Genomic DNA, 19,632 nt, shown 5'->3' with positions numbered 1-19,632 from the left:
CAATTTCCTCCTTCCCTTAGTGAGCGCTGAATACACCCTTCGCAAGCGAACCAGTCTTAAACAGGGTGAAGCACAAAAGGACGGTGTAGCCCATAACACCCCAGATAGAACCGATGATGTCATCACTGAATGCGATAGACTGAATCAGCACCGCATAAATGCCCACGCAGATCATAATCAGGAATCCCTGGAATCCGATTGCAAACAGCGAACGCAGATAATTCTGTCCGATATTGCTCTGTTCTCTGTTTCCAAAAGTGGAAAGCGGAATCGGGGCAAGGCTGACCATCAGATAAATTTCAATCATTCGACCGTAGACGATCACAAAGATGATGATTGCCAAAGCGGACATCGTGACCTGCACGATAAAGGATTGCAGGAACAAGCCGAGCAAAGGACCCAAATCCATTGCCATCAGCGTTTCTTCCATTGTTTCCAATGCCGAAGCATCTATGGCAGTATTTCCGGATATGATACCGGCGCTTGCGTTTATAACGTGCTGTGTCACATCAAACACAGCCATCGTGATATTGAATGTGTTTGTGATTAACATGACCGCAACAAAAGTCTTGAACACCCATTTGAAGAAGATCCAGGTTTCAAAATTTGCCAGATTGTTGTGGTCAATAATCATCTGAATTAGCTCATAACAGGCAATGAAGGTCAGAATCAAGCCTGCGATTGGGATAATCACTGACTCGGAGATGTTTCGTACCATGGCAAAGACACCCGGCGAAAAATTCGCCGGGGTCATGCCAACGGAGGTTGCTATCTCGCCAACCTGGTTGTTGACGGACTCAAACATCCCCGACAGATTTCCCATAATAGCTGAAACGAGCATTTCTTTCAGCCAGTCTGTGATCTGTTGGAGTATGCTGTCCAAAGGCGATTACCTCCTTGTTTTGTGATTAACCGAACAGTCCGGAGAGCAGAGGTACAAGGGTGGTGCCGATGAGGGCAACACCGCCGCCAGCCATGAGCTGCTTCATGCCCTGGGACTTTGCGCCGGGGTTATCGTTGCCGTAGCCCTCAAGCAGATTGATTGCACCCCAGATGCCAAGACCTGCGCCCAGAGCGATAACGAGAGTCTGAAGAACGGTTACTGCGCTATTGAAAAATGCCATAATATTTTCCTCCTAAAATTTGAAATTGTTTTGAGAATAGAAAAAGCCCTCCGTACTACCGGCATCAAAACCGGACGGAAGGCTTAGTTTACGAGAATCTTTTCAAGGAACTCCTCGACGGTTATCACGCCAAGTTTCTGTTCCATTCTGCTTCTTGCATATTCAGTTTCACAATCATATATATCACCACCACCTTTCATAAGAAACAGCCAATACATTGACTGCAACAAATCTTCACGAGAAGCACAGATTGTCGGTGAAAAAACGACAGGTGAAACCTTCAGAACCTCTGCGAGTTTCGCTGTGGTTTCTGCATTAGGGGTTCGAGCGTTTTTCTCATACTGAGCAATACGGACATCCGCTGTTTTCTCGGAATACCCCATCAGGAGTCCAAGCTCTTTCTGGGTAAGGCGGCGAAATCGTCTAACGAACTTCAATCGCTGCCCAATAGAGGTATCCGTGATCCACCAAGTCATTTTTTTTACACCTCGCTTTCTGCAAATTCTCGATATACAACCTCATTTTTTGCTCTGCGCTTGCCTACGGCTTCACTGGGAGCAAGGTCAGGGTAGGTTGCCTGCACTTTCTGTCTGCTTCTGCGGACAGTTTCAAACCCCGGAAAGCTGCGTCTATCCAGTTCCTTCAAAAACACAGGAACCGTCATGGCATGAATGTCGATGCCACGCAGACCGGAATAGTGTTCCAGTACCATCAGGTACAAATGATTGTCGGTATTTCTTGCCTTGTGGTCGTGTTCCAAGATGTTCTTAACCAGGGCAGATACCGTTTTCAGATTTTCCAAACAGAAACCTCCTTAATCCGCATCGACTACCACAAACTCATCACCTGCCTTGAGCTTCAACCTTCGACTCAGAAACTGCTCAATGTTGAACTCATTTCTCTTATCAAAGTCTGATGTGTACTTATAATTGGGGTGCTGCGTCAGATCGTACTTGTCAGAAAGAAACGGTCTGACACCACGCAACTGCAAAATACACTTGCTGCCATCCAGAACCGCAAGCTCATCTACGCTCGCAAGGTCTTTGCCTAACTTCTGATAATTCAAGCCGTAAGACGGGCTGTTACCTCTGGTGTTGGAGGTGTTGTAGGTGTCGATAGTTTCTTTTCCCAATGCCTGATTCAGTTCTTTGAGCGTGGTTGGCTCAGAACCACCCAGGAAAATTCGGGAATCCATGTTGCCGATGATGGTATCGGCATTGTCTTTATAAATGGCTTTCAGCTGTGATTGTGCCTGGAGAACAAGGCAAGCCGATATTTCACGGCTTCGGATTGTCGCTACCAGTTTTTCCAGATTGGGAATCTGACCGATGTTTGCCATCTCATCAATCAAGCAGCGCACATGAACCGGCAGTCTGCCGCCGTACACATCATCTGCTTTCTCGCACAACAAGTTGAACAGCTGTGTGTAAATCATGGAGATCAAAAAATTAAACGTCGCATCCGTATCTGACATAATCAGAAAGAGCGCCGTTTTCTTATCTCCGAGAGTATCCAACTGCAACTCGTCATAGGCAGTCACATCTCTGACCTCCTGAATATCAAAAGGAGCCAGACGAGCGCCGCAGGAAATCAAAATCGACTTAGCGGTCTTGCCGGCAGCCAGCTTGTATTTTTTATACTGACGGACTGCAAAGTGATTCGGCTTTTTCTTTTCCAGGGCTTCAAACATCAGATCCACCGGGTTCTGGAACTCCTCATCATCTTCCCGCACCTCCATTGCGTTCAGGAACTCAATCAGGGTGGAGAAATTCTGTTCCTCAACCGGAGCTTCATAGTGGATATATCCGATCAAGGCACAGTAGAGCAGCGTTTCCGCCTTCGTCCAGAACTCATCACCGGCTTTTCCATCACCCTTTGTGTTGGCAATCAGCGTTGTCACCAGTTTCAGAATGTCTTTTTCTGAATGGATATAGGCAAATGGGTTATAGTGCATCGACTTCTGAAAGTTGATGGTGTTGAAAATCTTGATGGTGTAGCCATGCTTCAAAAGGGCGTTGCCGCACTCAATCACGATGCTGCCTTTCGGGTCAGTGACCACATAGGAACTGTGCATCTGGAGAAGGTTTGGCTTCAACCAAAAGCGAGTTTTACCGGAACCCGAACCGCCGATAATCAGAACATTCTTATTTCGGGCATTGGCAGGATTCTTCGGGCGATTGCTCATCATCAGCCGCTCCGTTTTCGTCAGGATCACATTGTCCTCGAACTTTGGTGCAATAAACGGCTCAATATCTTTTGCCGTTCCCCAACGAGCAGAACCGTACTCAACATTGTGTCGGTACTTCTTTGCGTTTTTGCCTTTTAGATAGACAGCCAGCCGAAGTCCTGCGCCGCAGAGAATACCAATCAGCAAATCCAACGGGTGAAAGCTGGGAAACGGATTGTTCAGGGCTATCGGAAGGGCATGAAAAAAGCTGAGGATTTTCGCAGATGAATCTGCCCCCTCAGCCAATCTCCATGCTTCTCCTAAATTCGTAGCGAACAACCCTACCAGAAAATACGGTAAATTCAGAATCAGGAGCTTTTTCATTTTTCTCTTATCCATCACAGATCACGCTCCTGTTTCTTCTCTCGAACCTTCTTCGGAATCGCTGCGACAATTTCCTTGAACTTCTTCAGCTGCGCCAGAACGCTCGGCTTTTCATTCTTGGTTAATGCCCTTGCCTGATGTTCCTTGCAGATTGCATCCAAAGCATCTGCATCTTTAGAACGGACAAAAACAAGAAACCGGGGAGGATCAACGGACTTATCTTTTCTTACGGCAAAGTCCACGCCATACTTCTTGGCGAGCTTTTCAAAATCACGGATACTCTCTTTGTCGATCTCAACATTCGTAGCACCCTGATTCTGTCCCAAAAGCTGTTTCACGGATTGCTTTCCATGAACGGCAGGGTCTCGTGCCTTTTTCATCTTCACTTTTTCCCGGTGCTGCAAATACTTGCGGATACCGGCAATGATAGTGCGCCCCGTCAGCTTGGTTGTGCTGATCGCCAGGTTTACTGTTCTGTTTTCAACTTCTTCCTGCATGATTCATCACCTCCTGCAAGCAGTAGAGTGAACAGATTATCGTGCCATATCTCTGTGGTCGTAATACAGATTGCCCTTGGCAACTGCGGCATGGCTGATAATCTTGATATTGCCAGCTTTCTGGTTATCCAGAGCCTTCTGATAACCCACATCGCTCAAATACAGGCGATTTCTTTCGCCTTTCCAACCGACAGGCGATTCATCGGTCAGCACATCGAAAATAATCATGTGCTTGGTGGCGTCATCAAATCGTGCCAAGTCCATATAGGTATGTCCCTGGTACTCCTTGGCACCATCCTGAATCCGCTTTCGCTCCATCAGCTCTCCAATCGTCGAATTTCTTTGCATAAGAACCTCCTTACAGAACATCTCGGTCAGGGTTACTTTTGTGGGGAACCGAATCAGCTTTGACAGGTGCATCTTCTTTCTTCACCATGTCATCCGGCAGGGGAAGCGCCATAATGCTGCGCCCCATGCGTACAAAAGTCTCAGGCTGATGAAAGTGTTCCTCAAACTGCTTCATCAGTTCCGGGGACAGAGAACAAAAATCATCCTCGCCCAATCCCACAACCAGAAAATCACCGGCGATAATGTCATAAATATCGCCGTCATCATCACGCAGCGCACGGTTCAGTTCTTTGCCTACGAGTTTACCTTCGTCGTGCATCACCAGTGCAACCGGCTCATTGAACGGATAAGTTGCCTCAATATCGCCACCTACGGCTTTCTGCAAATCCTCCAGCTCACAGCCGATCTGCACAGCCTGCGGATACATGAACGGCTTTACCAGCAACACATTCATGGTATCTGCCTGTTCTTTCTGAACCTCCCGTTCCTCGGTCGTGCCGAACGCAACACCGGTAAAGTTTTCGGAGTCCAGAATGTACTCCGAATTGTAATAAGCGGCTCTAACCTGTTCCTCTGCCGCATCGTGAGATTCTGCTTGCACCGTAACCGTTTTCTCCAAGGTTTCGGTGATCTTCACATCGTATTCTTTCAAGTTTCGATACCTCCGTTTCTTTGGAAATAAGAAAAGCGACCATCCATGAACCTGTTACAGTTCATAAATAGTCGCATCCACATCGGCTAAAAGCTCGAACAAGCAAATATCGTCCAGTTCGCAAATCAGGGAACCCATGTCGAAGAAAATATCGTCCTCGCATTCCACCGTAGTAACCACGCTGCGGTGTTCGTTAAGACAAATGGCTTCTTCCTTGTCCATCGTGATCGTAGACATACAGGACACCACATAGAATGTCATATCTTCTGCTAACCACAGCTCCTTGCTCTGAATCGTGCGAACTTTTTCATCGCCGCTCATATCTTCTACATAGGACAGAAGCCGCACGGCTCTGCTGTTCAGAAGTACCTTTCCCTGATAGTCGATACCCTCACCAGCAGAGGACAATACTCGATACTCGCTAATCATCTCGGCATTTTTCTGAAACGACTTTGCCAGAAGCGCAGGAGAAATATCATCGAACTCCTCACTGTAGTTTACGAGCATATCTACCATATAATCAGGATCGCAAAGGTCGTAGAGTTCTTCCAAAGCGCCCTGAATGTTTTTGGGTGTAAACATTTTTTACCTTACCTTTCCATTGATTTTTCTCTTTTTTTCTGCCATTGCTCCAAAAGCTGAATGATTTTATCCTCCATCTGCTTGTTGGTATAGGACTTCGGGAAGTATTTTCGCAACGAATCCGTTTTGAAGGTTACTCTGTCCAGCTCTCCCTTCTTGATTTCATTCATAATCTCGCACATCGCATCCAGCGTACACTCGCCCTCCTGTGCGAGCTTTTTAATTCGCTGTGCTTGCGAAAGGGAAGGAGCTGCTTGAGCATAATCCATTGCAGAAAGAAAATCCTTCTGTTCTTCACTTGCCAGATAGGAAAGCTCCACCGCAGGATTGAATTTGATCTGACCCGTATCTACCATATCCAGCAGTTCCGGAATCAGTTCGGTCAGACGGATATAACGGTGTACCTGATTTCTGCTTTCTCCTGCCTCCTGACCGACTATATCCATTGCCTGCAACTTCATCCCAACTTGGGATGAAGTTAAATCGGTGCGTTGACCTTGATGTTTAATCGCATCCAGCTTCATCTTATAAGCAAATGCTCTTTCACTCGGCAGGATACTCTCCCTCTGCAAATTCGCATCAACCATCAAAATAATGGCTGCATCATCGTCCAGGTCACGAACAATCGCAGGCATGGTTTCCTTACCCGCAAGCTCCGATGCCCGGTGCCGCCTGTGACCAGAAACGATTTCATAACCACCGTCGGGGTCAGGACGGACAATCGCAGGAGTGAGAACTCCGAAATCTCGGACGCTCTCTGCCGTTTTCATCATTTCTTCATCATCAACCACACGGAAGGGGTGTCCCTCAAAGGGGTGTAGCTCAGAAAGCGGAATTTCCTGCACACGCTCCTGCTGGGCTTCAGCTCTGGATTGATCGGTGGAGAAAATATCATCGTACCCCTTCAAGCTGATGTTTGCGCCTTTTTTCTGCATTGTTTAACACCTCCTTCGTCAGAATTTTATAGGCTTCGGCAACTTTGCCTTTGGGATCATGCTTGAAGATACTGGTTCCCTCTGCGCTGATTTCCTCTGCACGGACAGAGCGGGGAATGTCGGTCTTGTAAACCTTCAGCTTTCCGCCGTAGCTCTCCCGAATCAGATTGCTGATGTCTTTGGAGTAGTTGGTGCGGCTGTCCACCATCGTCAGAAGAATCCCTTCAATCCTCAGTTTCGGGTTGATTTGCCTCTTGACCTTGTTGATGGTTCCAAGCAGCTGTTCCAGACCCTTTGCAGGAAGGTATGCTGCCTGAACCGGTATCAGCACATTGTCGGCAGCTGCCAACGCATTGACGGTCAGCATACCCAAAGACGGCATACAGTCAAGAAGAATGTAATCATAATTCTGTTTGACTGTATCCAGGTATTGCCGGAGAATGGTTTCCCGGCTCATGGCATTGACCAGTGCTACCTCCATACCTGAGAGTTCGATGTTGGACGGCACCAAATCAACGCCCTCCGGATGATGAAGAATCCCTTCATCGGGAGTAATAGGGTTTTCCATCATAATCTTTCCCATCAGATCGGAAAGTGTCGGAGACAGATCATCCGGGCAGGGATTGCCCAAACTGACCGTCAGGGAAGCCTGGGGATCGGTGTCTACCAGAAGCACCTTTTTTCCTTCAAGAGCCAAGCCAACGCCCAGATTCTCGGTGGTGGTGGTCTTTCCAGTGCCTCCTTTCTGATTGACCACCGCAATGATGGTTGCTTTTTTCGACATTTATCGTCACTCTCCTTCCTCTCGCTTCATTTTCAATTTCTTAAATCCTCCTTCCAAATATCCGTGTGACATATCGTGCCGAACAAGAGCATCGTAGTAGGTGTCTATTGTCGTCGGCGCATTGTATATCGTAGTCAGCATATACTGACGGATATTTCTAATCTTTGTGGTGTTCTCCTTGAAGCAGTCCATAACATATCGAATGTGTTCGGCATTCAGTTTCATAAACCGACTGCGGACAATTTCTGCCGGACGCTCCTCTGCACCAATGCGAATCAACGGTCGCTTCGTGCAAACTGTTTCAACGATCAACTCCAGAATGTTATCCAGCATTTCGGAATCGTAAGGGTAATCCTTCTTCAACAAATCCATACTGAGCTGATCCGAGAAATAATCAAAGTATTCTTGATACCGGTCATTCTCGTCCATCATTCCACCATTTCCGGAAGGAAAGATAGAATCAGTATCACTAAATTCAGTATTTTTAATATCAGTATTATTACATTGTGATTTCGGAAGTTCTTGAGTTGTGATTTCCATTGTTCCAGAATTGTGATTTTCACAATTCAAGAGTTGTGAATCCACAGCAGAGATAAAGTTCTTCACATAGATCAGGTTGGGCTTTCCCAAACCCTGGCGCTTACGTTCAATCAATCCTGCTTTCTTCTCAAGTTCACTGAGCAGCTTGATAGCCTTTTGTTCAGCACAGTTCAGAGCCATCTTCGCTTCGTCGATTGTAAAAATGATATACACTCTACCGTTTTTATCTATCCAACCATTCTTGGCAGACAGGCTCATGCGGTCAAGCAAAATGCCATACAGCATCTTGGCATCGGCAGAAATATTCCAGAACCTCTCGTTCGTGAACAACACCTTCGGAACTCGATAGAATGTGAATAGATCGGATTGCTGACCGTAAAAATAATCAAAACTCACACGGCTTCACCACCTTCTTTCTGCGGAAAACTTTCTGTTGTCAGCGGAATGCTGCGGAAAGTCGTATCCGTCTTTTCGTAAGGACATCGGGCAAAATAGTAGAAGCGGTATTCCTGTTCATACACATCCATATCAACGAAGCACCACTTCACGCATAACCTTCTTCGTACACCAACCAATGCACGGGTGATCTCGCCCATAGGGACAGCCATCACATTCCGACTTGGGTTTCGGCGGCAAAGAGATTAAGTAGTAGCAATTATTTCTACCCAGACGGCAGCCCTTTCTGCCATTCGTCCAGAAGTAGCAGTAATGACAGTCGCTCGGCTTGTCTGCGGTATAAACAGGCTTGCTCAAATAAAACACCTCCAATCTCTTGTATTTGCCCATGGGTTTGGGCATAAAAAAAGAGCGCCTATCCATCCCCAATGCGGGGCAAATAGACGCTCTATGTACATAACGATATTTAATTTTATCTGCTATAACTGCATGGTATTCAAAACATCCGCCTTTTTTGATTAGCTGGATTTTTGGCACGATTTTGGGGCTGATTAGCAGGAAGGGCATTTTCATTAGCAAGAACAGCCCGTTTTCTGCTAAAAATTAGCTGGCGATTTTGTCTTATAACAACCGTTCGATTCTGGAGGGGTTGTCAAAAATCAAATTTTGGAGTAGAATTTTATCTCATACAGTGAAAGAGCTTTTTCGTAGCTTTTTATATAAGAAAAGCCGAAAACCCTTGAAAACAAAGGCTTTCGGCGTTGTTCACTGGCGTCCATAAGAGGATTTGAACCTCCGACCCCACGCTTAGGAGGCGTGTGCTCTATCCAGCTGAGCTATATGGACGTGTCTGATATATGATTATAGCCCGATCAAAGTCGAACTGCAATCCCTTATTTAGTTTTTTTTGAGGTGGCCGTTGTAACGCAACCTTAGGAGGCGAGTGCTCTATCCAGCTGAGCTATGACGACACATGCCGCAAACCCTTGATTTTACTGGGTTTCTGGGATTTTCCCCTTCGGCCATATATAAGATTATCAACTCATTTTCGAGTTGTCAATCTACAGATTTTTTCGATTTGGTAACATTAGAACGTTCCCCAATTTGGGGAATGCTTTGTTGTCACCATTAGCATTTTTCAGAATAGATTCGAACTGAAAGTTGTTTTTCATTTTTTCCCTTTGGGGAATGCCTCGGCTTTCTCTTAGGAGGCGAGTGCTCTATCCAGCTGAGCTACGAGGACATATATGGTTGTGAAACATTTCGGATGCTTCCGGAAGTTTCACAACCATTATTTTACTATATTTATTTTGAAATTACAAGAATTAATTCCGTGTCTGGCAAACTCCTGTTACTTTGCCGGCAAAGCAGCGAAAGTAAAATATTCATCTCAGACCCCGAGATTTTTTCAATAATGCAGCTGTCCCTGCAGCCAGATCGTTCCTTTAAAGCGGCGGCCAACTGCCGGCTCACCGAGAAGATCTTTGCTGTTGATGCAGACATCAAACTGCATATCGTTGCTCTCAATAGTCATCTGGCAGATTTCTTCGCCAGTCAGAATATTCTTAAATTTCATAATATCCAGAATCTCGCCAAGTACATTGTACTGGTCACACTCAATTCCATATGGCATGAAATAGGAATCCACAATGGTTAAAATATCGTCGGTAACAATCCTCTGGGAGATCATGGAATACGTATCCATGTCTTCCATTGTGAGGCTTTCCATTGCTTCCTCATCACCATTTCTTGCAGCCTCGATAAGATTTGTTCTGTTTTTGGCAAGCTCACGTTCCACCTTTACAGCCTCTTTATCTTTCTGCACCGGAAAAAGGATCTTTCCTTCTGAAGCAAGACCGGAAACTGTTACAGGTCTGTTTCCGGGATCTTTCAGGCCTCTGCATTTTTCCTGCATATATTCTGCCGGATTCTGCAGATAAAAGATCATCGTCACACCAATACGAAGATCATCACATGCACCTGCATAAGATTCTTTCTCTGTATGACGTTCAACAGTTACTTTTTCCCTGGATGTGATTCCTGTTCCTCTGAAAAACGGGAAATAATATTCCACGTGAAACTCACCGTTCTCATCGTACTGACCACAAACGCTGATTCCACAGTCGCAGCCGTAATTCTTAGAAAACTGTACAAATACACCTTCCGGATGATTTTCCACGCAAACTTTTTCATCGTAGTTTGCGATCACATCACGGATGATCTCTTTTACTTCACTTCTTCTGGTAACCTGTGAAAAGCCAACGGCCTTTAAATAACTATGCACAAGAACACCTCCCTGAAAAAGCCTGCGTTTCTCTTACGCGCGTGTCTTTTTCTCAATCTTTGTCATACCGCCCATGTATGGCTGCAGAGCTTTTGGAATGCTTACAGAACCGTCTGCATTCAGGTTATTCTCCAGGAAAGCGATGAGCATTCTCGGAGGTGCTACTACTGTGTTATTTAATGTATGTGCAAGATATTTCTTACCATCTTTTCCGTTTACACGGATCTTCAGACGACGTGCCTGTGCATCACCAAGGTTGGAGCAGCTTCCTACCTCGAAGTATTTCTTCTGACGTGGGGACCATGCCTCAACATCAAGAGATTTCACCTTAAGGTCAGCGAGGTCACCGGAGCAGCACTCAAGTGTACGAACCGGAATATCAAGAGAACGGAACAGATCTACTGTATTCTGCCACAGTTTGTCGAACCACATTTTGCTCTCCTCTGGCTTGCAGACAACGATCATCTCCTGTTTCTCGAACTGATGGATACGGTAAACACCTCTCTCCTCAAGTCCGTGAGCACCTTTCTCTTTACGGAAGCATGGAGAATAGCTTGTAAGTGTTTTCGGAAGCTCTTCCTCCGGAATGATCTGGTCAATGAATTTACCGATCATGGAATGCTCACTTGTACCGATCAGGTAAAGATCCTCACCCTCGATCTTGTACATCATAGCGTCCATCTCAGCAAAGCTCATAACACCTGTAACAACGTTGCTTCTGATCATGAAAGGCGGTACACAGTAAGTAAATCCACGATTGATCATGAAATCTCTTGCGTAGGAAATTACTGCGGAATGAAGACGTGCGATGTCTCCCATCAGATAATAGAATCCGTTACCTGCAACACGTCTTGCGCTGTCAAGATCGATTCCGTCAAAGCTCTCCATGATATCTGTATGATATGGAACTTCGAAATCCGGAACAACCGGCTCACCGAATTTCTCGATCTCTACGTTCTGGCTGTCATCTTTACCGATCGGTACCGAAGGATCGATGATGTTCGGGATTACCATCATGTCTTTCAGAAGCTCTTCCTCAACCTCTTTCTCTCTCTGGGAAAGTTCCTCGATACGTGTTCCGGATGCAGCAACCTGTTTTTTAACCTCTTCTGCCTCTTCTCTTTTTCCCTGTCCCATAAGAGCACCGATCTGTTTGGAGATCTTGTTTCTCTCAGCACGGAGAGCCTCAACCTCCTGCTTAATCTCTCTGTTCTCTTTATCAAGTTCGAGAACCTTGTCAACCAGCTCCAGTTTGCTGTCCTGGAACTTGTTGCGGATATTCTGTTTTACAACCTCCGGATTCTCTCTCACAAACTTAATGTCTAACATGATATTCCTCCTGTATTAAAAATATTCTTATTTTTGTTCCTTCTCAATCTCACCAAGTCCGAAGTTTACAGCTTTTCTCAGAGCTTCCACTTCTTCCTGGCTGAGGACAACATAGGACTCACCTTTTACAATCTCCTTTAAATAAAGAAAACAGTTGTCACGGCTGTGAACCGCATTCAGGATCAGACCTGTGTTATTCTTATCAAGAAGCGCCAGCGCAAAACTAAGTTTTCCGCCTACATCATCAAAGGCATCATACTTCTCAACACCATATTTGCTGAACATTACATTCAGATTTTTTTTGATAAAGCTGATGTCATGATCATGATCTTCCTTTGCCTCATACAGCCGGTCGATCTGTGCAAATTTTCTTACAAAAACTTTTTCCAGTGACTGTGCATCTCCGCCTCTCATAAACAGCTTATATTTCCGTTCCAGGCGGCTCAGACGCATATTGCTGCTCACCACATTAATCAGAAGAATGATGGTAAGGATCAGCAAAATAATGATCACAATCCCGGAATCAATTCCTATGCTTTCAAAAATTCCGCTCATTCTGCCTCCTATCTGATAGATTCGAACAGATCAATGATCCTCTCCAGTTCATCCCTGGAATAATATTCAATTTCAATTTTACCTTTGTTGTTTTTCTTTCGCTGAATGGATACCTTTGTTCCCATAATGCCTTTCATTTTTTCTTCCAGGCTTTCATAAATGGCATCCTCTGCGGTATTTCTCTCTGTTTTCTCTTTTTTTGCCGGAGAAACCAGATTTTTTACAAGTTTTTCCGTCTCACGGACACTGAGTTTCTCGTCAAAAACCTTCATGGCTGTATTTTCCTGAAGGGTTTCATCGGAAATTCCCAGAAGTGCTCTTGCATGGCCTGCAGAAATCATATCTGCAATCACCATTTCCTGCACTTTTGAAGTAAGCTTCAGAAGACGCATGGAATTGGTTACCGCTGTTCTGCTCTTGGCAACTCTGTCTGCGATTTCATCCTGTTTCAGGTGAAACTCTTCCATCAGACGTTTGTAGGCCATTGCTTCCTCTATAGGGTTCAGATCTTCCCGCTGAATATTCTCAATCAGAGAAATCTCCACGATCTCCTGGTCCGTAAACTCTTTTACCACAACCGGAACTTCCTTAAGACCAGCCATCTTGGCTGCTCTCCAGCGACGCTCTCCTGCTATGATCTCAAAATAATCCTTCTTATCTGATACCAGCAGCGGCTGAAGAACGCCATACTGTTTGATAGACTCAGAAAGTTCCATCAGTGCGTCCTCATCAAAATGCCTTCTCGGCTGATTCAGATTCGGTTCCACACTGGAAATTTTTACAAGACGTTCTGCCGCAGGTTTTTCCTGTGCTTCCGTTTTTTCTTTCTTTCCCGTAGATCTTGTCCTTTTTACAGTTTCCTTTGACGTTCCACCGGCTTTATTAGGAATCAGTGCATCCAGACCTCTTCCAAGGCCTCCTGTTTTTCTTGCAGCCATTATTCGCCCTCCCTGCTGATAACTTCTTCTGCCAGAAGACGATAGCTTTCTGCTCCTGTAGATCTTGAGTCGTACAGATTGATCGGTTTTCCATAGCTTGGAGCCTCTGCAAGTCGTACATTTCTCGGAATGATCGTTTTGTATATATTCTGATCCAGGTTTTCTTTTACATTCTCTACAACCTGGAGTGACAGATTTGTTCTGGCATCATACATGGTGAAGACCACGCCTTCGATTTTCAGACGTTTATTCAATCTGTCTCTCACCAGTTCGATGGTATGTATCAGCTGTGACAGACCTTCCAGTGCGTAATATTCACACTGAATCGGCACCAGAACAGAAGTTGCCGCCGTCAGGGCATTGATTGTCAGCATGCTCAGTGACGGCGGACAATCCATGATTATGTAATCATATTTCCGACGCAGTTTGTCAGTAATCTTTTTCAGGATATATTCCTTATCCTCAAGATCTACCAGCTCAATCTCAGCACCGGAAAGATTCATATTCGATGGTATCAGGTCAACATTATCTACTACGTTTTTTATAATGGTATCTTTGGTCTCTGCTTCTCCAAGCAGCAGCTCGTAAAGGGTATTTTCTACTGCATTCTTGTCTGCGCCAAGTCCACTTGTGGTATTTCCCTGCGGATCTATGTCAATGGCAAGAACCTTTTTCCCTTTTTCAGCAAGGCAGGCCGATAAATTAATCGCCGTTGTTGATTTTCCAACCCCGCCTTTCTGATTGGCAACTGCAATGATTCGTCCCATTTTACCCCTCCTTTTTTGTATTTTTTAAGGGATTTTTACTCATTGGATACCATTATAACACTTTTATTTTTAAACCGCCACATAATGTTTCACGTGAAACAATAGAAAATGGGTTTTGAATTATTTTATTTATTGTATAGTATACCCAAACCACAGTGCTCTTAAACTGCCCTTACAATACTCTGTTTTATTGCAAAACCACAGATGATTCTTCTCAGGGCAATGATTCCACTTCCCTCTTACAGTACTATAGCAGTTCCAGGAATGCCTCAAAAAGATCGGTCCCATACGTAATCTCCGTAATGATTCCACCTCCCTCCCACAGTATTTTTACTGTAATGCCACAGAACTGAACGCCAGCGTTTTTACCGGATTTTGCCTTACAATATGCTTGCTGTTCTTACTGCAAAACTGACCGCGCGTATTTCAGTACCTGCATGGCAGTTTCTTACATTTCTTACAATATGCAGCTCTTACTGCCTGGCACGTTCTGTTATGCATTTATGAATGCAATTATTTCATATTTTATTATCAGCAATTGCTGCTCTTTTTCAGCGTATATGCCCCCAAGTTTGTCACCATTTAACCAAATCAAGTAAGTCCCCTGCGGGGTTGCGAAAAACAATAAGCAGTGGGTGGGGGACTTGCTTGTATCAGGAGGAGTGCAAGCTCCTCCTGATAAACTGCGGAGCAGCTATTTGGTGTAGAGCTACGTAGCGAAGCGGATTGCGAATATCCGCTTGACCTGAATCAAGTAAGGCCCCACCCTCTGCTTATTTCTTTTCGCAATAGAATCAGGAGACTTACTTAATTCGATTGGATAGATAAAATCATTTACATTTGTCATGTAGTTATGTCTTGCTTCTATATATCGAATTACTCAAACGCCTCTCTATTTCCCTTCAGGATAAAAGCAAAAACAACTGATACTACGATGAAGAGCGAAATGTTGTAAAAGATTTTTTGGTATCATTTTAGAAAATATAATGGCATATTTTGATATATAGCAAAATGAAACAGTGATTTTTGGCGTATTTTAGGAATGTCTGATTTTTGCCATTTTTATCATTTTTATATAATATATAGAAACTAAAAGTTACTAAAAACGCTTATTTTACAAGAGTTTTATCGCTAGTATAGTTGAATTTATATTGTACAGGAAAAGCGTATTATTTTTTCATTTTAACCAGCAAGTTTCATTTTGTGCTATTCCTTTTTCCTGGTTATACGCCGCGAAGCGGCGTATTTATATTTTTTATTTCCGAAATATCCCATTATGTATTATTTGTCTCCTGTCCTCGTCAAAACCAGCTCAAACATAGCAGAAACACAGCAAAATAACAGCTCTCAGGCGCCCTAAAACGCCTCTTTTTTCTATATATGGGCCGTCAAGTGGATATTCGTAATCCGTTTCGCTGCCTGCCCATAGCCGAATAACTACTTCGTAGCTTATCAGGAGGCATGTAGGCCATCCAGATCATTGTTAAGCAGGCATTTGCAGCAAAAACAGCATTATTTTTTCTATTTTTTTCGTATCTTTCATCGTATTTTTAACCAAATCAAGTAAGTCCCCTGCTTCAATTGTGAAAAGCAATAAGCAGTGGGTGGGGATTTGCTTGTATCAGGAGGAGTGCAAGTTTCTCCTGATAAACTGCGGAGCAGTTATTTGGTTATGAGCAGGCAGCGAAGCGGATTGCGAATATCTGCTCGACTGCGTGCAGGTGCACATGACGGTGTTTGGGTGTTTTTGTGCATTTTTATATATGTACTATAAATCGTACACATATATTATTGCGGTACTATAAACCGTACTTTTATATCATTTTTAGCGTTAAACCTTCGTATTTTGACGTATTTCTTTTTTCATTTCCCACCTTCGCAGAAAAGTCCGATATATTGGACATATGTTTTTTCTTTTCTCATTCCATACTACTATCCCTTTTGTCAAATATCATTTTTTTCTTTTCAAAATCTTTATGAATTCCCCCCTTGTTCTTCTTCTCTTATTCTCAGCTTATCTCTTTACACTATCGCCATATAATTTATCGATAAAAATCTCCGTCCCTACTCCATACCCCCGCAGATGCAGGCACGTTTGCGTTTAACTTAATCTTGCCGCTCTATTTCCTGAAATGCTATAATACAATCACGAACAATCTATCTATATCGAAAGGAATATTTCTATCATGAATCCAACCAACAAAGATCAGGCAAAGGCTCAATTAGATAAAACGCTTCAGGGAAATGACAAAATCGAAACTGCAATCGCTGCTCTCCAGCAGGATGCCACTGAAGAAATGCTGGCGCACGTTCTCACGGTAATTCGTCGCAGAATGAAAGAGTATGCTCAGCTGATCGTAGCTGTAGAACCACCAAAAGGTGATGGAAAGATTAATCTCCAGGCTATAAAAACCGGTGATGGAAAACAATGGTGGGCTGCTTTTACCAGTTTTGACGAAGAATTAAAAGGCAGCAGCCAGATCATGTCTACTTTCACAGCAGACATTGACAAAATTTTTCACGCAGCACTCCAGGAACCATCTATTGAAGGAGTAATCATCAATCCCTGGAACCGCACTATTATGCTGAATAAAACTTTAATCAATATTATTCTGGGAAACCCTGTATAATTTGACTCTCTGTATCCACAACCACAGCTATGGCAAGTGAAAACCGGCAGAGTATTTATTCACTCATAAACTGTGGTGCAATTTATTCGGTGCAGAGCTACGAGCAATGCGAGATGCAAATATCCGCTTGTCCAGTAGATAGCTGCACCTCCGTAAATAACTACAGCATCTATGGCATAATTGCTTTACATTTGTCAAAAAAAATCTCCTGCCTCTCACTAAGTGAAGCGGATATTCGCAATCTGCTTCACTACTTGCTCATAACCGAATAATTAACTACTTCGCAGTTTATCAGAAATTGCTTACACTCTTCCTGATACAATCAATCCCCCTGCTTATTGCTTTTCGCAATTGAAGCAGGGGACTTACTTGATTTGGTTAAAAAGGAACTATTTGCCTGTATTACATGCAATATATGTTTCACGTGAAACATACACTGTAAAACAGTCAAGTAAATAAATTCATCCGCATTTATTACTTACTCATAACCGAATAACTGCTTCACGGTTGTATCAGGACCTGCTTGTGTTCCTGATACAACCTCATCCCTCCACACACCACATTTTGTTTCTCGTAGCTTCACAAGGAGATGGGAACTTTCCTGATTCGATATAAAAAATATCGCTCATTTTCTATCTTATTTCACATGTTACCTTCCTTACTCCAATCTACAAAAGCATTGTAAATTTTCCACCAATAGCGTATAATAAAAGCCAGAAAATATTCAGAAAAATACCATCAGATCAGTGAATTTTAGTGCATCGAACAGTATTTTCCCAAATCATTTAATACGAATTTCAGGAGGCTTTCAATGAAGAAAAACGGACATAAACTACTTACTCTTGCTGCTTTATTAGGAACAGCCACAGGAGTTATTCATATTACAAATCGTTTTATAGATGCCACATCTCAGCTTAAAGATATGCTGGAGCAACCACATGGTAAAACATATGACTGGCGTTTTGGAAAAATCCACTATACAAAGCAGGGACATGGTTCTCCACTGCTTCTCGTTCACGATATAATGCCAGGCGCATCTGGCTATGAATGGAATGCCGTTGAAAATCAGCTGGCAACAGAACATACCGTTTACACGATTGATCTTTTGGGCTGTGGACGCTCTGAAAAGGTAGAGATTACCTACACAAATTTTGTATTTGTGCAGCTTCTCTGCGACTTTGTTAAGAATGTAATTCACGAAGAAACAGATATTATTGCCAGTGGTTTTTCCGGTTCTTTTGCAATCATGGCATATCGTAATAATTCCGACTATATTCGCAAGATCATGCTTGTAAATCCACCAAGTCTCAGTTCACTGAAGCAGGCCCCATGTGAAGACAATAAATTATTCAAACACATAATCGAACTTCCTGTCTTCGGAACACTGATCTATCATATCGCATGTGCACGTGAGGCTATCAGCAGCATGTTTATGGAACAGTTATTTTATAATCCGTTTCACGTGACCGATACACTTGTAGATACTTATTATGAATCCGCGCATAAAGGTGGTTCCAACGCCAAATATCTCTATTCCAGCTATATTGGCAAGTATTTGAATATCAGCATCAACAACGCAGTTGAATCTTCTGATGCCTGCATTTATATCATTTCCGGCAAAAAAGAGGCTTCTGGTTCTCTCATTGCCGAAGAGTATCAGAAACTGAATTCTTCTATTGAAACTGCAACAATTCCTGATACCAGACATCTTCCTCACATCGAAGATCCTGAGCATTTTCTGGAGCAGGTATCAATTTTTCTGTAAACAAAAAAGCTCCTGCTTGCAGGATTCTCCTCCTGCGGCAGATTGCTTCAGCGGCATAATTGGCATAATTTCTCTCCGGCGCAGCGTGATCCTGCCCGGAGATTTTTTTGTGTTATTGGAACATTACGGAGTAATCACCTATGGCATAAAAAAATGGGGTTGTCACATTGTGATATGCTACCCTCATATAGGACAATGAAATATAAAAGTCCTATATGGAGGCAACAATTGTCAGTGCGACAACCCCATTTTCGTATTTTATTTATTATTGTTTCACGTGAAACATCAGCTCTTATTTTATCTTAAAGCCTGTTCCAAATACATATGTGTTGTATTATCAATCAGCTTATGGGTAAGCTCTGCCATATGCTGTGTAGATTCCTGGTTTTCAGAAGAGAGCCATGTCTTGATCATTCCTACACATCCATTCAGACAAAAGGCGTACGCATACTCAATATCCCGATTATTCTTAGGCAAACGAATAGACAGACGATGCAGAACTGTATCCGCAATCAGCTTTTCGATTCGGCTGACAAACGCCATATCCCCATTTTTTCCGAGCAGTGCAATACAAATATCCTTATTATTATCCAAAATTGTAAAAATCTGCTCAATAAACGGATAAGAACTCTCCTTATTGTTAAGAGGATCAAGCGGATAATCTTCTACTAAATGAGAAACTTCATCCATCAGTTCCGCCTCAATAGATTCTAACATCTGGTAAATATCTGTATAATGAAGATAAAACGTGGAACGGTTGATATCTACTTCTTCCACCAGTTCTTTCACAGTAATCTCTTTAATACTCTTCTTCTGCATAAGACGTGCTAATCCTGCTCGAAGCTGTGCTTTTGTTTTCCGTACTCTTCTATCAACTTTTTCGGCCATTTTTCTTTTCCCCCTGTTATTCCGTAAAGCTATAATAAGTAAAGCGGACATTCGCATTCTACTCTAC

21 protein-coding genes and 1 tRNA gene are annotated in these 19,632 nt (G+C 43.4%); 2 read left to right on the top strand and 20 right to left on the bottom strand.

Features of this window, described 5'->3' with window-relative positions:
- Nucleotides 1-16 precede the first annotated feature (16 nt).
- From GPK81_RS06575 to GPK81_RS06485, 19 genes are all read right to left on the bottom strand, one after another.
- Nucleotides 17-883 (bottom strand): VirB6/TrbL-like conjugal transfer protein, CD1112 family, encoded by an 867-nt coding sequence (locus GPK81_RS06575; RefSeq protein ID WP_002304374.1) that lies wholly within the window; start codon nt 881-883, stop codon nt 17-19.
- A 25-nt stretch (nt 884-908) separates the two neighbouring features.
- On the bottom strand, nt 909-1,124 hold the full coding sequence (locus tag GPK81_RS06570; RefSeq protein WP_002576404.1) for a Maff2 family mobile element protein: 216 nt from the start codon (nt 1,122-1,124) through the stop codon (nt 909-911).
- Between the two features lie 83 nt (nt 1,125-1,207).
- Nucleotides 1,208-1,600: a helix-turn-helix domain-containing protein gene (locus GPK81_RS06565; protein ID WP_002304334.1), complete on the bottom strand. Its 393-nt coding sequence runs from the start codon at nt 1,598-1,600 to the stop codon at nt 1,208-1,210.
- Nucleotides 1,601-1,605: 5 nt separating this feature from the next.
- Nucleotides 1,606-1,926, bottom strand: coding sequence for a hypothetical protein (locus tag GPK81_RS06560; protein ID WP_002304332.1), 321 nt, complete (start codon nt 1,924-1,926; stop codon nt 1,606-1,608).
- Between the two features lie 12 nt (nt 1,927-1,938).
- Nucleotides 1,939-3,690 carry a VirD4-like conjugal transfer protein, CD1115 family gene (locus GPK81_RS06555; RefSeq protein ID WP_002588968.1) on the bottom strand — a complete coding sequence of 584 codons (1,752 nt, stop codon included), beginning with the start codon at nt 3,688-3,690 and terminating at the stop codon, nt 1,939-1,941.
- Nucleotides 3,690-4,172, bottom strand: a complete 483-nt coding sequence (locus GPK81_RS06550) for a PcfB family protein (RefSeq protein ID WP_002304320.1) — start codon at nt 4,170-4,172, stop codon at nt 3,690-3,692. Before GPK81_RS06550 ends, GPK81_RS06555 begins: the two co-directional genes overlap by 1 nt.
- Before the next feature lie 36 nt (nt 4,173-4,208).
- Nucleotides 4,209-4,520 carry a DUF5720 family protein gene (locus GPK81_RS06545; RefSeq protein ID WP_002304317.1) on the bottom strand — a complete coding sequence of 104 codons (312 nt, stop codon included), beginning with the start codon at nt 4,518-4,520 and terminating at the stop codon, nt 4,209-4,211.
- A 10-nt stretch (nt 4,521-4,530) separates the two neighbouring features.
- Nucleotides 4,531-5,172 (bottom strand): DUF3846 domain-containing protein, encoded by a 642-nt coding sequence (locus GPK81_RS06540; protein ID WP_002588969.1) that lies wholly within the window; start codon nt 5,170-5,172, stop codon nt 4,531-4,533.
- A 54-nt stretch (nt 5,173-5,226) separates the two neighbouring features.
- Nucleotides 5,227-5,688, bottom strand: coding sequence for a hypothetical protein (locus tag GPK81_RS06535; protein ID WP_243008861.1), 462 nt, complete (start codon nt 5,686-5,688; stop codon nt 5,227-5,229).
- A 74-nt stretch (nt 5,689-5,762) separates the two neighbouring features.
- Nucleotides 5,763-6,689: a ParB/RepB/Spo0J family partition protein gene (locus GPK81_RS06530; RefSeq protein WP_002304314.1), complete on the bottom strand. Its 927-nt coding sequence runs from the start codon at nt 6,687-6,689 to the stop codon at nt 5,763-5,765.
- Nucleotides 6,646-7,473 carry a ParA family protein gene (locus GPK81_RS06525; protein ID WP_002304313.1) on the bottom strand — a complete coding sequence of 276 codons (828 nt, stop codon included), beginning with the start codon at nt 7,471-7,473 and terminating at the stop codon, nt 6,646-6,648. Before GPK81_RS06525 ends, GPK81_RS06530 begins: the two co-directional genes overlap by 44 nt.
- 6 nt (nt 7,474-7,479) lie before the next feature.
- Nucleotides 7,480-8,409 (bottom strand): DUF6017 domain-containing protein, encoded by a 930-nt coding sequence (locus GPK81_RS06520; RefSeq protein ID WP_002304312.1) that lies wholly within the window; start codon nt 8,407-8,409, stop codon nt 7,480-7,482.
- Nucleotides 8,406-8,609 (bottom strand): hypothetical protein, encoded by a 204-nt coding sequence (locus tag GPK81_RS06515; RefSeq protein WP_252191841.1) that lies wholly within the window; start codon nt 8,607-8,609, stop codon nt 8,406-8,408. Before GPK81_RS06515 ends, GPK81_RS06520 begins: the two co-directional genes overlap by 4 nt.
- Before the next feature lie 569 nt (nt 8,610-9,178).
- Nucleotides 9,179-9,255, bottom strand: a tRNA-Arg gene (locus GPK81_RS06510).
- Between the two features lie 562 nt (nt 9,256-9,817).
- Nucleotides 9,818-10,693, bottom strand: a complete 876-nt coding sequence (locus GPK81_RS06505) for a DUF3881 family protein (protein ID WP_021976387.1) — start codon at nt 10,691-10,693, stop codon at nt 9,818-9,820.
- 33 nt (nt 10,694-10,726) lie between these two features.
- Nucleotides 10,727-12,022 (bottom strand): serine--tRNA ligase, encoded by a 1,296-nt coding sequence (gene serS / locus GPK81_RS06500; protein ID WP_021976386.1) that lies wholly within the window; start codon nt 12,020-12,022, stop codon nt 10,727-10,729.
- Between the two features lie 27 nt (nt 12,023-12,049).
- On the bottom strand, nt 12,050-12,577 hold the full coding sequence (locus GPK81_RS06495; RefSeq protein ID WP_021976385.1) for a DUF4446 family protein: 528 nt from the start codon (nt 12,575-12,577) through the stop codon (nt 12,050-12,052).
- Nucleotides 12,578-12,585: 8 nt separating this feature from the next.
- On the bottom strand, nt 12,586-13,515 hold the full coding sequence (locus GPK81_RS06490) for a ParB/RepB/Spo0J family partition protein (RefSeq protein WP_118063704.1): 930 nt from the start codon (nt 13,513-13,515) through the stop codon (nt 12,586-12,588).
- Nucleotides 13,515-14,282, bottom strand: coding sequence for a ParA family protein (locus GPK81_RS06485; RefSeq protein WP_118063702.1), 768 nt, complete (start codon nt 14,280-14,282; stop codon nt 13,515-13,517). The genes GPK81_RS06490 and GPK81_RS06485 overlap by 1 nt, the downstream gene beginning before the upstream one ends.
- A 2,186-nt stretch (nt 14,283-16,468) precedes the next feature.
- Between GPK81_RS06485 and GPK81_RS06480 the strand changes: the two genes are divergently transcribed.
- Both GPK81_RS06480 and GPK81_RS06475 read left to right on the top strand, forming a co-directional pair.
- Nucleotides 16,469-16,912 carry an SseB family protein gene (locus tag GPK81_RS06480; protein WP_021977461.1) on the top strand — a complete coding sequence of 148 codons (444 nt, stop codon included), beginning with the start codon at nt 16,469-16,471 and terminating at the stop codon, nt 16,910-16,912.
- Nucleotides 16,913-17,723: 811 nt separating this feature from the next.
- Nucleotides 17,724-18,677 (top strand): alpha/beta fold hydrolase, encoded by a 954-nt coding sequence (locus GPK81_RS06475; RefSeq protein ID WP_021976918.1) that lies wholly within the window; start codon nt 17,724-17,726, stop codon nt 18,675-18,677.
- 297 nt (nt 18,678-18,974) lie between these two features.
- Here GPK81_RS06475 and GPK81_RS06470 read toward each other — a convergent pair whose 3' ends face one another.
- Nucleotides 18,975-19,565, bottom strand: a complete 591-nt coding sequence (locus GPK81_RS06470; RefSeq protein WP_118071876.1) for a TetR-like C-terminal domain-containing protein — start codon at nt 19,563-19,565, stop codon at nt 18,975-18,977.
- Between the last annotated feature and the right edge of the window lie 67 nt (nt 19,566-19,632).

Origin of the sequence: Blautia sp. MCC283 (assembly GCF_018785565.1) — a bacterium.
Lineage (GTDB): Bacteria > Bacillota > Clostridia > Lachnospirales > Lachnospiraceae > Blautia_A.
The sequence above is the reverse complement of the archived record's forward strand: the minus strand, read 5'-3'. Positions and strand labels throughout refer to the sequence as shown.

What these genes read in the sequence shown, in the direction of transcription:
- GPK81_RS06570 (WP_002576404.1), bottom strand. Translation starts at nt 1,124, where the DNA reads ATGGCATTTTTCAATAGCGCAGTAACCGTTCTTCAGACTCTCGTTATC.
- GPK81_RS06565 (WP_002304334.1), bottom strand. Translation starts at nt 1,600, where the DNA reads ATGACTTGGTGGATCACGGATACCTCTATTGGGCAGCGATTGAAGTTC.
- GPK81_RS06555 (WP_002588968.1), bottom strand. Translation starts at nt 3,690, where the DNA reads ATGGATAAGAGAAAAATGAAAAAGCTCCTGATTCTGAATTTACCGTAT.
- GPK81_RS06550 (WP_002304320.1), bottom strand. Translation starts at nt 4,172, where the DNA reads ATGCAGGAAGAAGTTGAAAACAGAACAGTAAACCTGGCGATCAGCACA.
- GPK81_RS06545 (WP_002304317.1), bottom strand. Translation starts at nt 4,520, where the DNA reads ATGCAAAGAAATTCGACGATTGGAGAGCTGATGGAGCGAAAGCGGATT.
- GPK81_RS06535 (WP_243008861.1), bottom strand. Translation starts at nt 5,688, where the DNA reads ATGGTAGATATGCTCGTAAACTACAGTGAGGAGTTCGATGATATTTCT.
- GPK81_RS06530 (WP_002304314.1), bottom strand. Translation starts at nt 6,689, where the DNA reads ATGCAGAAAAAAGGCGCAAACATCAGCTTGAAGGGGTACGATGATATT.
- GPK81_RS06525 (WP_002304313.1), bottom strand. Translation starts at nt 7,473, where the DNA reads ATGTCGAAAAAAGCAACCATCATTGCGGTGGTCAATCAGAAAGGAGGC.
- GPK81_RS06515 (WP_252191841.1), bottom strand. Translation starts at nt 8,609, where the DNA reads ATGGGCGAGATCACCCGTGCATTGGTTGGTGTACGAAGAAGGTTATGC.
- serS (WP_021976386.1), bottom strand. Translation starts at nt 12,022, where the DNA reads ATGTTAGACATTAAGTTTGTGAGAGAGAATCCGGAGGTTGTAAAACAG.
- GPK81_RS06495 (WP_021976385.1), bottom strand. Translation starts at nt 12,577, where the DNA reads ATGAGCGGAATTTTTGAAAGCATAGGAATTGATTCCGGGATTGTGATC.
- GPK81_RS06490 (WP_118063704.1), bottom strand. Translation starts at nt 13,515, where the DNA reads ATGGCTGCAAGAAAAACAGGAGGCCTTGGAAGAGGTCTGGATGCACTG.
- GPK81_RS06485 (WP_118063702.1), bottom strand. Translation starts at nt 14,282, where the DNA reads ATGGGACGAATCATTGCAGTTGCCAATCAGAAAGGCGGGGTTGGAAAA.
- GPK81_RS06480 (WP_021977461.1), top strand. Translation starts at nt 16,469, where the DNA reads ATGAATCCAACCAACAAAGATCAGGCAAAGGCTCAATTAGATAAAACG.
- GPK81_RS06475 (WP_021976918.1), top strand. Translation starts at nt 17,724, where the DNA reads ATGAAGAAAAACGGACATAAACTACTTACTCTTGCTGCTTTATTAGGA.
- GPK81_RS06470 (WP_118071876.1), bottom strand. Translation starts at nt 19,565, where the DNA reads ATGGCCGAAAAAGTTGATAGAAGAGTACGGAAAACAAAAGCACAGCTT.